This is a genomic window from Curtobacterium phoenicis (assembly GCF_047238015.1).
Classification (GTDB): Bacteria; Actinomycetota; Actinomycetes; order Actinomycetales; family Microbacteriaceae; genus Curtobacterium.
In genome coordinates, this window is the sequence record NZ_JBDFLZ010000002.1 from 2,927,008 (window position 1) to 2,942,046 (window position 15,039).

At 71.2% G+C, this 15,039-nt stretch carries 13 protein-coding genes; 7 read left to right on the top strand and 6 right to left on the bottom strand.

The features are described 5' to 3' along the window. Positions 1 to 102 precede the first annotated feature (102 nt). Genes ABC270_RS13915 through ABC270_RS13925 form a run of 3 tightly spaced genes read left to right on the top strand, consistent with a single transcriptional unit; the run spans position 103 to position 3,346 of the window. Positions 103 to 585 (top strand): MarR family winged helix-turn-helix transcriptional regulator, encoded by a 483-nt coding sequence (locus ABC270_RS13915; protein ID WP_412881324.1) that lies wholly within the window; start codon positions 103 to 105, stop codon positions 583 to 585. After that, positions 582 to 1,931, top strand: coding sequence for a cryptochrome/photolyase family protein (locus ABC270_RS13920; RefSeq protein ID WP_412881325.1), 1,350 nt, complete (start codon positions 582 to 584; stop codon positions 1,929 to 1,931). The genes ABC270_RS13915 and ABC270_RS13920 overlap by 4 nt, the downstream gene beginning before the upstream one ends. Next, positions 1,928 to 3,346 (top strand): serine hydrolase domain-containing protein, encoded by a 1,419-nt coding sequence (locus tag ABC270_RS13925; protein WP_412881326.1) that lies wholly within the window; start codon positions 1,928 to 1,930, stop codon positions 3,344 to 3,346. Before ABC270_RS13920 ends, ABC270_RS13925 begins: the two co-directional genes overlap by 4 nt. A gap of 64 nt (positions 3,347 to 3,410) precedes the next feature. Here the strand turns inward: ABC270_RS13925 and ABC270_RS13930 are convergent, their stop codons facing one another. After that, positions 3,411 to 4,385, bottom strand: coding sequence for a carbohydrate kinase family protein (locus ABC270_RS13930; RefSeq protein WP_412881327.1), 975 nt, complete (start codon positions 4,383 to 4,385; stop codon positions 3,411 to 3,413). Between the two features lie 141 nt (positions 4,386 to 4,526). Here ABC270_RS13930 and ABC270_RS13935 point away from each other — a divergent pair, with 141 nt between their 5' ends. Then, positions 4,527 to 5,105 carry a TetR/AcrR family transcriptional regulator gene (locus ABC270_RS13935; RefSeq protein WP_412881328.1) on the top strand — a complete coding sequence of 193 codons (579 nt, stop codon included), beginning with the start codon at positions 4,527 to 4,529 and terminating at the stop codon, positions 5,103 to 5,105. Positions 5,106 to 5,207: 102 nt separating this feature from the next. Here ABC270_RS13935 and ABC270_RS13940 read toward each other — a convergent pair whose 3' ends face one another. From ABC270_RS13940 to ABC270_RS13960, 5 genes are all read right to left on the bottom strand, one after another. Next, entirely contained in the window at positions 5,208 to 5,822 is a 615-nt protein-coding gene (locus ABC270_RS13940; protein ID WP_412881329.1) for a superoxide dismutase, read from the bottom strand. Between the two features lie 45 nt (positions 5,823 to 5,867). After that, positions 5,868 to 6,398 carry a flavin reductase family protein gene (locus ABC270_RS13945; RefSeq protein WP_400413048.1) on the bottom strand — a complete coding sequence of 177 codons (531 nt, stop codon included), beginning with the start codon at positions 6,396 to 6,398 and terminating at the stop codon, positions 5,868 to 5,870. Between the two features lie 108 nt (positions 6,399 to 6,506). Further along, on the bottom strand, positions 6,507 to 8,030 hold the full coding sequence (locus ABC270_RS13950) for an MFS transporter (RefSeq protein WP_412881330.1): 1,524 nt from the start codon (positions 8,028 to 8,030) through the stop codon (positions 6,507 to 6,509). A gap of 304 nt (positions 8,031 to 8,334) precedes the next feature. Then, entirely contained in the window at positions 8,335 to 9,291 is a 957-nt protein-coding gene (locus tag ABC270_RS13955; protein ID WP_412881331.1) for a LacI family DNA-binding transcriptional regulator, read from the bottom strand. Between the two features lie 134 nt (positions 9,292 to 9,425). After that, positions 9,426 to 11,501: an aldo/keto reductase gene (locus ABC270_RS13960; protein WP_412881332.1), complete on the bottom strand. Its 2,076-nt coding sequence runs from the start codon at positions 11,499 to 11,501 to the stop codon at positions 9,426 to 9,428. Positions 11,502 to 11,742: 241 nt separating this feature from the next. On the opposite strand from ABC270_RS13960, the gene ABC270_RS13965 reads away from it, so the two are divergent. From ABC270_RS13965 to ABC270_RS13975, 3 genes are read left to right on the top strand one after another with little or no spacing between them, the layout of a single operon-like run. After that, a complete protein-coding gene (locus ABC270_RS13965) occupies positions 11,743 to 13,047 on the top strand; it encodes an ABC transporter substrate-binding protein (RefSeq protein WP_412881333.1) in 1,305 nt (434 codons plus the stop codon). Beyond that, complete coding sequence (locus tag ABC270_RS13970; protein WP_412881334.1) at positions 13,044 to 14,111, top strand: carbohydrate ABC transporter permease; 1,068 nt, start codon at positions 13,044 to 13,046, stop codon at positions 14,109 to 14,111. The genes ABC270_RS13965 and ABC270_RS13970 overlap by 4 nt, the downstream gene beginning before the upstream one ends. Next, positions 14,108 to 15,031: a carbohydrate ABC transporter permease gene (locus ABC270_RS13975; RefSeq protein ID WP_412881335.1), complete on the top strand. Its 924-nt coding sequence runs from the start codon at positions 14,108 to 14,110 to the stop codon at positions 15,029 to 15,031. The genes ABC270_RS13970 and ABC270_RS13975 overlap by 4 nt, the downstream gene beginning before the upstream one ends. The last annotated feature ends 8 nt before the right edge of the window (positions 15,032 to 15,039 follow it).

Here is a 15,039-nt window from a genome sequence, read left to right on the forward strand (position 1 = left end):
GTCCTGCAAGGCAGAGGGCCGGTCGTCTTCGGACGGCCGGCCCTCGTCCGTCTGTCGGGTGTCGTCGGTAGGGTTGGGCGACGGACCGGAGGGAGCAGCAAGGTGAGCGACAAGGCCACTGCGGTCACGGCATGGGAGGCCCTCTTCCGCGCCCAGGTGCAGGTGATGCGGAACCTCAACGCAGAGTTCCCCGGCGACGAGATCTCGTTCAACGAGTACGACGTCTGCTTCAACCTCTCCACCCAACCGGGTCGGCGGTCGCGGATGCGTGACCTCACCGGGCACCTCCTCCTCACCCAGCCGAGTGTGAGCCGCCTCGTCGACCGCCTCGCCTCGCGCGGCATCGTCGAGAAGCAGCCCGACCCCACCGATGCACGGGGGGTCTACGTCGCCCTCACCCCGCACGGCTTCGACGTCTACCGGTCCGTCGCCGTCCAGCACGCCGCGAGCATCGCCGCGCAGCTCGGTGCCGGGCTCACCGACGTCGAGCTCCGCACCCTCACCGAACTCTGCACGAAGGTCCGCCGCGCGGCGGGGACCGTGGTGCCGGCTCGACGGTCCGCTCCCGACACGGCCTCCGTGTGACCGGCGCGATCGTCTGGCTCCGCGACGACCTCCGTCTCGCGGACAACCCGGCGCTCCGGGCGGGCATCGACCACGGCGGGACGCTGACGATCGTGTACGTCCTCGACGACGAGTCCCCGGGCGTCCGGTCGATCGGCGCCGCGGCACGGTGGTGGCTCCACCACTCGTTGACCGCCCTCGACGACGCGCTGCGCGAGCGCGGGTCCCGGCTGGTCCTCCGCCGCGGCGCTGCTGCCGAAGTCATCGACGCCCTCGTCGACGAGACCGCCGCCGATGCCGTCTTCTGGAACCGCCGCTACGGGCACGCCGAGCGGGAGATCGACGCCGGCATCAAGTCCGCACTGCACGACCGCGACGTCGAGGCACACAGCTTCGCCGCCAACCTGCTCTGGGAGCCCTGGACGGTGACGACCGGTCAGGGCGAGCCGTACAAGGTCTTCACGCCCTTCTGGCGCGCGGCGCAGGCGATGCCGGAGCCCCGGCACCCCCTGCCGAAGCCGCGCGACCTCCCCGCGCCCGCAGACGCGACGGGGGACGACCTCGACGACTGGGCCCTGCTGCCGACGAAGCCCGACTGGGCCGCCGGTCTCCGCGACGCCTGGACCCCGGGCGAGCGTGGAGCGCACCGTCGCCTCGAGCACTTCGTCGAGCACGCACTCGAGGACTACGACCAGCGCGACGAACCGTCGACGGAGGCCACGAGCGGCCTCTCCCCGCACCTGCGCTGGGGCGAGATCAGCCCGTACCAGGTGTGGCACCGCCTGCACGGACAGCTCGAGCCGTCGCAGCGGCAGCAGGCGCCGGCGTTCCTCCGGCAGCTCGCCTGGCGCGAGTTCAACTGGAACGAGTACTTCCACTGCGAGGACATCGCGACGGTCAACGTCCGCCGCGAGTTCGACGCCTTCCCCTGGCGTGACGCCTCCGAGGCCGAGCTCGACGCGTGGCGGACCGGCACGACGGGCTTCGACCTCGTCGACGCCGGCATGCGGGAGCTCTGGCACACCGGGGCGATGCACAACCGCGTCCGTCTGGCGACCGGGAGCTTCCTCGTGAAGAACCTGCTCGTGGACTGGCGTGTGGGCGAACGGTGGTTCTGGGACACCCTCGTCGACGCGGACGCCGCGAACAACCCGGGCAACTGGCAGTGGGTGGCGGGATCGGGTTTCGACGCGGCGCCGTACTTCCGCGTGTTCAACCCGGACCGTCAGCTCGAACGCTTCGATCCGCACCGCGAGTACGTGCGTCGGTGGGTGCCCGCCGACGAGGACCGCCCCGAGCCGATGGTCGACCTCAAGGAGACCCGGCAGCGCGCGCTCGACGCCTACGACCGGATGCGGCGATCGTGACACCGGACACCTTCGCCCGGGTCGACGCGGTCTTCGCCGACCGCGTCGCGCGGAGCGTGGCGCCGAGCTCGGTCTGGGGCGTCTTCGGTCCGGACGGACTCGTGGCGTCGGGTGGTCACGGCGACCGAGGCGACGGTTCCGCGCCGGACGCGTCGACGTTCTACCGCATCGCGTCGTGCACGAAGAGCGTGACGGCGGCGACCCTGCTCACGCTCGTCGCCGACGACCGACTCGACCTCGACGCCCCGGTCACCGACTTCGTCCCGGCGTTCCGCGCGGTACAGCTGCCGACACCGGACTCCCCCGTGCCCACCGTACGGATGTTGCTGACCATGTCCGCCGGGTTCCCCACCGACGACCCCTGGGCGGACCGCCAAGAGTCCATCACCGACGCCGAGCTCGACACCGTGCTGGCCGACGGACTGCTGTTCGACACCGTCCCGGGTACCGGGTTCGCGTACTCCAACCTCGGCTACGCACTCTTGGGCCGTGTCGTCGCGGTCGCCGCCGGAGAGCCCTACACGACAGCGGCGACGCACCGCGTGCTCGGCCCCCTCGGGCTGCACGACACGGTGTTCTCCGCCGACGACGCGAACGGCTTCGTCGTGACCGGGGTCCGCCCGTACGCCGGCACGTGGGAGCCCCTGCCGATGACCGGTCCGGGAGCCTTCTCCTCGATCGGAGGACTGTTCTCGACGGTCGCCGACCTCTCCCGTTGGGGCGGGCACCTGGCCTCGGCCTTCTCGGACCAGCCCGAGCCCGGACCGGTCCCACCGGCCGATCGACGGCTCATGCAGCAGGCGATGCGGGTCGTCCCGCCGGTCGCGGTCCCGGGCTCGAGCCGTCCGACGGCGTACGGCTTCGGACTCTTCGTGGAGCAGGACGACCGACACGGACCGATCGCCTCGCACTCCGGTGGCTACCCGGGCTTCTCCGCGCACATGCGCTGGTCCACCCGACACGGCATCGGCGTCGTCGCGTTCGAGAACGCCACGCAGGCCAAGGTGTCACAGGCCGCCACCGAGGCCCTCGACGTCCTGCTCGACGCGGACGTTGCCGCACGACCGGCCACCACGGTCGGCGTCGAGGTGCTCCCACAGGCCCGCTCTGCCCAGCGGCGCGTCTCGACGCTCCTCACCGCCTGGGACGACGCCCTCGCCGATCGGGTCTTCTCCCCCAACGTCGCACTCGACGAGCCCTACGAGCGTCGGCGTCGGCACCTGGCCGAGGCCACCGCCGCCGTCGGGGGCGACCTCGCAGCGGACCCGGTCGAGGAGAACTCGGTCGCGCCGACGCACCTCCGGTGGTGGCTCCCGGGCACGAGTGGTCGACTGCGGGTCGAGATCCGACTGGCACCGCTCGCCACCGGTCTCGTGCAGACCCTCACGGTGACGGCCGAGCCGAGCGAGGCCTGAGCGTCGAGGTCCGCCTCAGAGGGTCGCCACGTCCGCACCGGACCTGGACGCACCCGACTGCGGGTCAGACCGGCGGACGGCCGCCCACGAACCCCAGCGCCCGCGCTGCGACCCGGCCCCCTTCCCGCGCGGCCGAGCCGATCCGGACCGGATCGGTCGCCCACGCACGGAGGAACCCCGCGGCGAAGGCGTCCCCCGCACCGAGCGTGTCGACGACCGTCGCCGGTGTGGCCGCCACACGCTGGGGACTCCGCCCGGGCCGCCCGACCAGGGCGCCGTCGGCTCCGACCGTCACGACCACCAGGGGGACGCGTTCGGTGAGCCGCCGGACGGCCTCGCGGAGGTCCGAGGCTCCGGTGAGCGCCAGGGCTTCCTCACGTCCGGGGAACAGCACGTCGACGCCGGCGAGGGCGTCGAGGAACGCCGCGGCTCCGAGTGCGCGGACGACGGCAGGCGACGACGGGTCGAGCGACACACGGGCCGCTCCCGACCGGGCGCACGTCACGAGTTCGGCGAGCCGGCCCGCCCCGCCACCGGACAACATCCCCGCGCCGGTCAGGTGCACGATGTCCGCGCGGGCGACGAGCTCTGGGGGCACGTCGGCCGCCGACAGCACACCCGCGGCAGCGGGGTCCGACATCGCCGTCCGCCCGTCGCGGTTCCGCACCGAGACCTCGGTCCCGGTGCTCGACCGTGCGTCGTACCGGATGTGCGGACGGACGCCGGCGTCCTCGAGTCCTCGTTCGTGTCGGTGCACGTCGTCCACTCCCACCCGGGCCACGAGGTCGACCTCGGCCCCGAGCCACCCGAGCCACGTCGCGGTGTTGCCGCCGGCACCGACCGCACGGTGGCGGATCGTCGCTGCCGGGTCGTGGACGCCCATCGCGTCGGCAGTGGTGTGGACGAGGATGCCGTCGAGGACGTCGCCGACGACCAGGAACCGTTTCCCGGCGCCCCGACGGCGCCCACGGTCCGCCGGCAGCGCCCGCCGCGTCGCGGGCGGCAGCGGCGGCACGGCAGGCTCGTGGGACGTGGACATCGGCCCCAGTGTACGTGGAGCCGAGCATTGCTCCGCTTTCCTCCCAGGTCCCTCAGAGTCGGGTAAACGAATACATCGCACGTACGGTAATATTTCTCCTGGTCGCACACGGCGGCCGTGACAGTCGTCCCGGAGGACCCCGTGCCCAGGAAACCCGATCCCACGCTCAAGCCCGCGATCATCGAGAAGGTCGCCGAGCACCTCCACGACACCAAGCTCGAGGCCGTCTCGGTCCGGAGCCTCGGCCGGGTCCTCGGGACGAGCGCCTACCCGATCGTGTACCACTTCGGTTCCCGGGAGGCACTCATCGACGCCGTCGTCGAGCACCTCGACCGGGACCTCGCCGACGTCCGACTGCTCCCCGACGCCGACGCCACCGCGCTCCACGACTGGCTCGTCGCAGTGTTCGGCGGACTCGCGCACCGGGAACGCTTCCTCGCGGCGCGCCTCACCTTCGAGCTCGGCGCGGTCGAGACACTCGACGGACGCGAGCGCGAACGTCTCGTGCACCGTCGCCACCTCGCGACGGTCGCAGCCTGGTGCACGACCCACGGCTACCCCGCCTCCGATGCTGAGCAGGCAGCGGGCGAAGCGATCCGTGCCGCGCGGGGAGCGCAGTGGGCAGCGCTCGTCGATCCGGACAGCACCGACGTCGACGCCGCGCTGCGCGCGGTCGCCGACCGGCTGGTGTCCGGTGCGCCGCTGCCCGTCGCTCCGTGACGGTCGGACGGCCCCCCAGGACACACTGGAGGCGCGGTGCCGACCGGCACCGCGCCTCCAGTGTGTCGTCCAGATCGTGTCACACGACCCGCAGCATCCGACTCAGAGCGTGACGAAGCTCTGCGACTTCGCGTTCGCGAAGCGCGCCGCGACGTTCTCCCAGTCGACGATGTTCCACACGGCCTTGACGTAGTCCGCCTTGACGTTGAGGTAGTCGAGGTAGAAGGCGTGCTCCCACATGTCGAGCATGAAGATCGGCACGACACCCAGCGGCACGTTGGCCTGCTGGTCGAAGAGCTGGAACGTGGTGAGCTTCTGCCCGACCTGGTCCCACGCGAGCACCGACCAGCCGGAGCCCTGGATGCCCGTGGCGACGGCGGCGAACTGCGCCTGGAACTTCTCGAACGAGCCGAAGAACTCGTCGATCGCAGCGGCGAGCTCGCCCTCCGGGACCTTCGTGTCCGGGCCGAGGTTGGTCCAGAAGATCGAGTGGTTGACGTGGCCACCGAGGTTGAACGCGAGGTCCTTCTCGAGCTTGTTCACGTTCGCCAGGTTGCCCGACTCGCGTGCCTCGGCAAGCTGCTCGAGCGCGGTGTTGGCGCCCGTCACGTACGTCTGGTGGTGCTTGTCGTGGTGCAGCTGCATGATCTTGCCGCTGATGTGCGGCTCGAGCGCCGCGTAGTCGTACGGCAGCTCCGGCAGGGTGTACTCAGCCATGTGAGGTCCTTTCGATCGGTGGTTGGCGGAACGGTGCTCCGCGGCTCACGAGAGCCGGGAACGGTCGGTGAGGGAGTGGAATTCCCGGTTGTGGTAGACCAGCGGCTCGCCGCGCTCGAGGCCGACGACGATGTCGAGGACCTCGGCCACCACGACCGTGGACGAGCCGATCGGCGTCGTGGAGAGCGGCCGGCAGCGGAGGGCGGTCGCGGCGCCGGGCAGGTACCGGTCACCCGACGGCAGGGTGCCCCAGATCGGGTCGTCCGCGGCGGGGCTCCCGGTGCTCGCGAACCGCTTCGCCAGCGCGACGCCGAGCGAGTCGACGAGGTGCACGACGAAGATCGGCGCGCCGAGCACGACGCCGGCGGAACCGGAGTTCGTCGACAGTGAGAAGACGAGCACCGGCGGGTCGATCGCCACGCTCGCGACGCTCGACGCCGTGAGACCGGTCGGGCCGTCGGGCCCCTCGGCGGTGATCACGGCGACGCCGGCGGGGTGGCCCCGGAAGGCGGACTTGTAGGCCTCGGCGAGGTTCGCGGGCGCGTCGGGCATCGTGGTCGTGGTCGTTCCTGTCATCGGGGGTGGACCGCGTCCGTCGCGGCCACGTCCCAACGTAGGACCTGAACCGGGGTTGAGGTCAACGATTCACAGGTTCCCGCGATCCCGGGCGCGCCGTGTGGCCCGCTACCGGCGGCGGAGCATCACCACGGCACCGAACGCGGCCACCACCATGAGCACCGCCGCCACCGAGCCGGTGATCGTCACGCCGGAGTCGAACGCCGCGCGGGCCGAGGCGAGCAGCGCCTGTCCGGCCGGGCCGCCGAGGTCCGCTGCCGCCGAGACCGCACCGCCAAGGGTCTCCTGCGCCGCGGTGTGCGCGGTCGACGACAACCCGTCGGGCACCACCACGTGCGCACGGTACGCGGTCGCGAGGATCGTCCCGAGCACCGCCGTCCCGAGCACAGCCCCGATCTCGTACGCCGTCTCCGACAGGGCGGACGCAGCGCCTGCCTTGTCCGCCGGAGCGGTCGAGATGATGAGGTCGTTCGTGACCGTCTCGGACGCGCCGATCCCGATGCCGAGCAGCACGAAGGCGAACCCGAGGCCGACCACCGTGGCGTGGTGCCCGAGGACCGCGACCATGGCGTACGCGGCCGCGGAGAACAGCAGTGCCACGGCGACGACCCAGCGCGGGGCGACCCGGGCGACGATCGGCACGACCACCAGGCCGGCGACGATCGTCAGCACGGACCCGGGGACGAGCACGACGCCCGAGGTGAACGGATCGAGTCCGGCGACGAGCTGCAGGTGCTGTGCGATGAAGAACAGGAAGCCGGTGAGCGAGAACATCGCCGCGAGGTTCATGAGCACGCTGCCGGTGAACGCCGTGCTGCGGAAGAGCGCGAGGTCGAGCATCGGCGTCCGGGAGCGGAGCTGCCGACGGACGAAGGCGATGCCGCACACCACGCCGACCGCGAGCATCGCGATCGCGAGGCCACGCTCCTCCGGGTGCACGACCGACTTGATCGCCCAGGCGGTCGGGGCGAGCGCGCCGAGGGACAGCAGCATGCTCGGCACGTCCACCGGGCCGGGTGCGGGATCGCGGGACTCCGGGACGAAGAACGGCACGCCGACGAGCATGAGCACGAGGATCGGCACCGCGACCAGGAAGACGCTGCCCCACTGGAAGTGGGCCAGCAGCACGCCGCCGACCAGCGGGCCGAGTGCGTTGCCGGCCGCGAACATCGTCGACCACACGGCGAGCGCCATGCGCCGCTCCCCTGCGTCCGTGAACACGTTCCGGATGATCGAGAGCGTCGCCGGCATGAGCATCGCACCGAACACGCCCATCGCGATCCGCGCGGCGACGAGCATCCACGCGTCGGACGCGAAGGCGGCTGCCGTGGAGAGCAGCGCGAAGCCGGTCGCTCCGATCACCAGGATGCGTCGGCGTCCGACCCGGTCGCCGATGCTCCCCATGACGACGAGGAGACCCGCGAGGACGAGCGGGTAGGCGTCGACGATCCAGAGCTGGGTGGTGGCGTCCGGGTCGAGGGCGCGGCTGATCGACGGGAGCGCGAAGCTCAGCACGGTGTTGTCGACCGAGATGAGCAGCACCGGCAGCATCAACACGGCGAGCGCGGCGAACCGTCGGGCGCGGCTGCCGGTGGCGACGGTGGGGACCGAGCTGGTGAGCAGAGCGGACACGGGGGACTCCTGGAGGACTTCGAGCCGGACCAGGTCGACGGCACTTCGGTGGGGGCGGTCCGGGACGAGGCGCGGAGATCGACACGCGCCTCGTCAGGACTCCGTTAGTGTACCGTCTGGACGGTGTTGGTTGCAAATGCAACCAACAGGCGGCCGGGAGGCGCGGTGCGGGCCCGACACGAGCCTCCAGGCCGTCGTGTGGAGCGCTGAGCTGGCGCACCCGCGGGGGCCGTGAAGCCCGTCGGGGTCGCCGGGTCAGGCGGGGCCCGCCGGATCGAGCGGCGTCAGGCGGGGGCTGGCGGCCTCAGGCGCTCTCGCGCACCAGCAGCCGGTGCCGCACCGTGCGCTGCGCGGCGGCGCCGCTGCGCGGCAGCTCCCCCGCGAGCATCCCGAGCGCGAGGTCCAGGGCCTCACGCGCCACGGCGTCGAGGTCGACCGCGAGGGTCGTCAGGGTCGGCGACACGAGTGCGCCGAGCGGGAGCCCGTCCACGCCGACCACACGGACGTCACCCGGGACGTCCCTGCCCGCGCGCCTGCAGGCCTGCAGCACCCCGAGCGCCATCACGTCGTTGAACGCGAGGATCGCGTCGAGCCGGCGGCGACGGGCGAGCACCTTCGTCGTCTCCTCCGCGCCGCACTCCGCCGTCCCGTGCGGGCCGTGCACGAGCTCCGGCAGGTACCCCCGCCGGTGCAGGGCGTCGAGCATGAGGACACCGCGCGCGCTCGGCTGCCCGGGCTGGGAGTTGTCGAGGACGACGGGGTGCCGGACGCCCGTCGCGACGAGGTGGTCTGCGAGCTGCTCGATCGCCTCCGCCGGGTCGATCCACACGGCGGCGGTCGGCGGGTCGGCGGACGGGTCGAGCTCGACCATGGGGACGGAGCCGAGGAGTGCGGTCCACCGCTCGCGCCGGTTGCCGAGGTAGCCGATGACGACGTCCGTCTGGCTGCCGAGTGCCGCGACGATGCGGTCGGCGTCGCCGGCGAGCGTCGTGTCGGCGAGCATGACGTTCCAGCCCTGCTCTGCCGCGAGTCGGTACACGGCGGACGCGAGCTGCGGCGAGTAGGGGTTGCGGAGGTCGTTGACGACCAGACCGAGCTGGTGGTCGCCGCCGGTCACGAGGCCCCGCCCGAACCGCGACGGACGGTAGGCGAGCTGCTCGGCGACCGCGAGCACCCGTTCCTTGGTCGCGGCGCTGATCCCGGACATCCCGTTCATCGCCCGGGTGACGGTCTGCCGGGAGACCCCGGCAGCGGCGGCCACGTCGATGATCGTGGCCCTCGCGGGGGTCGGGGGTGTTGCCGGTGGCGGCGTCGCCGGCGCGGCAGGCGCGTCCGACGCGGGTGCCGTGGGCGCGCCGGACTGCTCCGGCGCGCCCACGGCGTGCTGCGGATCGGTCAGTCGCGGAGGTCCAGCCATGCCACCTGTTCGGGAGTGAGGTCGACGGAGAGGCCCTGCATCGAGGACCGGGCTTCCGCGATCGTACGCGGTCCGAAGAGCGGGAACGTCGGGAAGGGCTGGTTCAGGACGTACGCGAGGGCGATGGCCGTCGCCGGCACGCCGAACTGCTCGCCGAGCTCCCGGGCTCGACGGAGCCGCTCGAAGTTCTCGTCCGAGTAGTAGCAGCGCACGAGCTCGGCGTCGCTCGTGTCCTCCGGGGTCGCACGACCGGTGAAGAACCCGCGCGCCTGCGAGGACCACGGCAGCAGCGGGACCTGACGCTCCTCGAGCCACCGCTTCGACTCCGGGTCCGTCGCGTGGCGGCAGCCCGCCCACGGCACGTCGTACGCCTCGGCGAGGCCGAAGTGGTTGCTGAGCACCTCGAACCCGTGCTTCCCGTTCGCCGCGGCGTAGGCGTTGGCCTCGTCGAACCGGGCGAGGCTCCAGTTCGAGCCGCCGAACACCCGGATGCGGCCGGCGCGGCGGTGCTCGTCGAGCACGTCGACGAACTCCCCCACAGGCACGTCCTCGTTGTCGCGGTGCATCATGTAGATGTCCGCGTAGTCGGTGCCCTGACGCTCCAGGCTCTCGAGCAGCTGCCTGGTCAGCGACTCCGGGTCGCAGTACGGGGTGTGCGCGCCCTTGGTGATGACGACCACGTCCTCGCGGACGCCGCGGTTCTGGATCCACTTCCCGAGTCGGCCCTCCATCGTGCCGCCGCCGTAGATGTACCCGGTGTCGAAGACGTTGCCGCCCCGGCTGACGAAGTGGTCGAAGATCGCGCTCGCGTGGGCGAGGTCCAGCTGGTTGTCGACGCCCATCACCAGTCGCGAGAGGCGCTTGCCGACCCCGGGGATCTCCCCGTACCGCATCGGGTTGCCCGCCCGGTCCGGCTCGTGGGCCGCGACGGTCAACGGCGCACCGTCGACGGTCGGGATGTCGGCGTCCTCGGCCTCGAACGGGTAGCGGAGACCGATCGCCTCGCGCCAGCGGTCGAGCGTCCTGGCGGTCGCGAGCGACTCGTCGGTCGTCATCTCCGGAGCGTCCGTGCGACCCTCGCGCAGGGCGGTCGTCGTGGCGTCGGCCTCGAGCGCGTACGGCGCGGCACCGGCGAACGAGAGGGTGCGGGGCTCCTCGTCGACCGTGCGGACCTCGATCGTCGGGTCGTCGCCGAGCGTCCACGGGTCCGTGAGCACGATGCGGCCGCGGGTGCCGTACACCGTCACGGCGTTCTCGTCCTGCACCCGCACGCCGGTCCGGACCACCGCGGTGATGCCGGACGGGTAGGTGAAGTGTGCCGTGGTCCACTCGTCGACGCCCGTCGGCCCGAGGGTCCCCGTGGCGGTGAGCTCGGTCGGCTCCGCGACCGCGACGCCCGTCGCCGCCTGGACGATCGCCGCGGTCATCGTGACCGGGTACCCGCCGACGTCGAGGATGCCGCCACCGGCGGTGTCGACGTCGAACAGACGCCCCGTGCGGGAGCCGGCGCGGAAGGCGAAGGATGCGTCGACGTGCGTGACGTCGCCGATCGCGCCGTCACGGACGAGCTCGCGGAGCGCCGCGGTCTGGGGGTGGAAACGGTACATGTACGCCTCCACCAGCGGGAGTCCCGCCTGGCGGGCCGCGTCGACGAGCGCCATCGCGGTGCCGTGGTTCGGCGCGAGGGGCTTCTCGCAGAGGACCGCCTTGCCGGCCGCGAGGGCACGGAGTACGAGGTGCGCGTGCCCGGTGTGCACCGTCGAGACGTACACGGCGTCGACCCGCGGGTCGGCGAGCACCTCGTCGTAGCCGGCAGCGGTGACGTCGGCGAAGCCGTGCTCGGCCGCCTCGTCCGCGAACGCCTGCGCCCGGCCCGCGTCGCTGCTGCCGGCCGCGACGAGCACGCCGCCGACCGACGGGTCGACGGCACCCGTGACGCCGTTCCCGCTCGCCGGCAACTGGGAGAGGAACCGGCGGGCGATGTCACCCGGTCCGAGGACGGCCCACCCTTCCTGGGTGCGGGTGCTGGCGGGGGTCGCGGTCTGCGCTGACATGCGGATCCTGTTCGTCGTGAACCTTCACGGTCGCAGTGACGCTAGCCCGAACTCCGCCCCGACACAATGCCGCGGAGGCTTGACACGGCGTGTCGCGGAGAGCATGCTCTGACCACTTCGTGAGCGTTCACGGTCGAACGCTCGGCACGGGTCTCGACGGTGAGTTCCCGTGCGCCGGCCGCTGCCCGACGAGCGCGCCGCCGAGGTGTCCGGCAATCTCAACGACGAGAGCAGGTCGTCCGTGACAGCAGCACCATCCGTCCGTCTCAGCAGGCGGGGGTTCCTGGCCGGCGCAGGAGCCCTCGGGGCACTCGCCACCACCACACTCCTCGCCGGGTGTTCCACCGGGACCGCGATCTCGAAGGACCCCGACGAACTGGTCCTCTGGTACTGGAACCGGTCACTCGACCCGAAGTTCCTCCGCCGGGCGGCCGGCGGCATCCCGGGGCAGGGAGCGAAGCGGCTGCGACCGGACCTCATCGGCGGCGCCTCGTACGACACGAAGTTCCGCACGGCGCTGGCCGGGAACGCGTTCATCCCGGACGTCCTGATGATCAACTCGAACTGCTGGCTGTACTTCCCCGACGAGGAGCTGTTCACGGACTTCCGGCCCACGGCGGCCGAGAAGGCGGAGTACTACGACTGGAAGCTGTCGCTCGGGCGCACCCCGTCCGGACGCCAGTGCTTCTGGCCGGTCGACACCGGGCCCACCGGCTTCTTCTACAACCAGGAGGTCCTGCGCAAGGCGGACCTCCCGACCGAGCCCGACGAGGTCGGCGCGGCGATCAGCACCTGGGCCGACTTCCGGGACTTCGGCAAGCAGATCAAGCGGAAGACCGGCGCGGCGACGATCATCACCGCCACGCAGCTCTTCAACCAGTACATCGCCGCGAGTCCGACCCGGTACTTCGATCGTGACGACGAGCCGCTCTACCAGCGCGACGACAGTGCCGTGCGGAAGGCCTGGGACAACGCGGTCGAGTCGATCCGCGCCGGGATCACCGGCAACCTGCAGTCCGGCACCGACCAGAACGCCGGGTGGGTGGCCGGCCGTGTCGCCGGGCAGATCGAGGGCGCGTGGTGGACGCAGGTCATCCACGACACCGCGCCCGACCTGTCCGGGAAGTGGCGGATCGCGAAGCAGCCTGAGCGCCCGGGCAACAGCGGCGGCTCGTTCCTGGCGGTCCCGAAGTCGTCGAAGGACCCGGAGGCAGCCGTGGCGTTCGCGAAGTGGATCACGGGGTCCGAGGTGCAGTCGCACACGTACAACGACATCCAGCTCTTCCCCTCCACGCCGGCGTCGTTCACCAACGGCCTGATGCGGAACCCGGGCGACTACTTCGGCGACCAGGACCCCCTCGACTTCTTCCGCGACGCCGCCCCGGAGGTGCCCGTGACCTACATCTCGAACCGCGAGCGCTTCATCGGGGCGTTCGCCACGGAGATCACCAACGTCGAGTCGACCGGCAAGGACCCCGAGCGGGCCTGGAAGGACGCCGTCGACCAGACCGACCGGGTCCTCGCGAAGCGGGGTGTGGCGGCATGACCTCGACCCGTGAAGCGCCCGCGACCACGGCGAACCCGACCGTCGGCGGCACGCCCACCTCGTCCGTCTCGACCGCGGCCGCCGGGCACCGGTCCGGCCTGCGCCGCTTCTGGCCGCAGTACGTCGCGATCGCACCCTTCTACGTGCTGTTCCTCGTGTTCGGGCTGTTCCCGATCGTGTTCTCGATCGTCCTGTCCTTCACCGACTGGGACGGCGTCGGCTCCCCCGCGTGGGTCGGGTTCGCGCAGTACCAGTACCTGCTCGGCGATCCGCGGTTCTGGAACGCCGTCTCGAACACCTTCATCATCTGGATCATCTCGACGGTCCCGATGCTGTTCCTCGCACTGGTGCTCGCGTTCCTGCTGCACGGCAACATCCGGGCGAAGGGCTTCTACCGCGTCGCCTTCTTCATCCCGAACGTCACGAGCATGGTCGCGATGGCGATCGTCTTCGGGTCGGTGTTCTCGGACGGGTTCGGCCTCGTCAACGCCGCGCTCCGTGCCCTCGGCGCCGACCCGGTCGGGTGGTTGTCGACCTACTGGGGAGTCAAGGTCACGATCGCGGTCATGGTGATCTGGCGGTGGACCGGGTACAACGCGATCATCTACCTCGCCGGACTGCAGTCGATCCCGACGGAGCTGTACGACGCCGCCAAGGTCGACGGGGCGAACACCTGGCAGATCTTCACCCGGATCACGATCCCGATGCTCCGCCCGGTGATCCTCTTCACCGTGATCACGTCGACGATCGGCGGCCTCGGACTCTTCACGGAGCCGCAGATCCTGTTCAACGGGCAGGCCGTGGGCGGACCGGACGAGGCCGGCATGACGATCGTGCTCTACCAGTACGACCAGGCCTTCAACCAGTTCGACTTCGGCTACGGGTCGGCGATCGCCTGGGTGCTGTTCTTCTTCTCCGTGGTCTTCGCGATCATCAACTGGCGCCTGCTCAGCGAGCGCGACGGACTGAAGACACCGCGGCGCCTCCGTACCGCCCGCACCCTCGCGCCGACGACGTCCGGCCGAGCCGATGCCACCGTTGCCACGAAGGGGAACCGCGCATGAGCGCCGACACCGCACCGCGCACGACCAACACCGCGGCCGCGCTCGGCCGACCCAACGCCGTCGCGGACCGCCCGGACGACCATCGTCGTGGGTTCCGGCACGGCTGGGTCGGCCGGCTCGTCACGCACCTCTGCCTCGTCGTCGGCGTCGTGCTGTCGATCTTCCCGTTTTACTGGCTGCTCGTGATGTCGACGTCGTCGAACGCGCAGATCTTCGGCTACCCGCCCTCGCTCTGGTTCAGCGACCACACGATGCAGAACCTGGCGACGGTGTTCAGCAGCGTCGACATGATCCGGGCCCTCGGCAACACCGTGCTCGTGTCCGGGGCGACGGCCGTGCTCGTCATGCTGTTCGACTCGCTCGCCGCGTTCGCGTTCGCGAAGTACGAGTTCCCGTTCAAGCGGTCGCTGTTCACGATCATGCTCGCGACGTTCCTGGTGCCGGGCAGCCTGTCCCTCGTGCCGAGCTTCGTCCTCATGGCGCACCTCGGCTGGATCGGAGGACTCCAGGCGCTCATCGTCCCCGGCGCCGCGAACGCGTTCGGCATCTTCCTGCTCCGGCAGTTCGCGACGGGGTCGATCCCGAACGAGATCATCGACTCGGCGCGGGTGGACGGCGCCGGGTTCTTCCGGACGTGGTGGTCGATCGCCGTGCCGATGCTCCGCGGCGGCCTCGCGTTCCTCGGGATCTTCACGTTCATCAGCTCGTGGAACGACTACGTCTGGCCCCTCATCGTGCTCATCGACCCGAAGGGACAGACGCTGCAGGTCGGGCTTGCGTCCCTCAGCTCGGTGAACGCGACCGACCTCGGCTCGGTGATGGCGGGCGCGGTGATCAGCGTGTTCCCGCTCATCGGGGTGTTCATCATCGGCTCGCGGCACTTCATCGCGAACATCGCAGCCGGAGCACTCAAGGGCTGACCCGACCC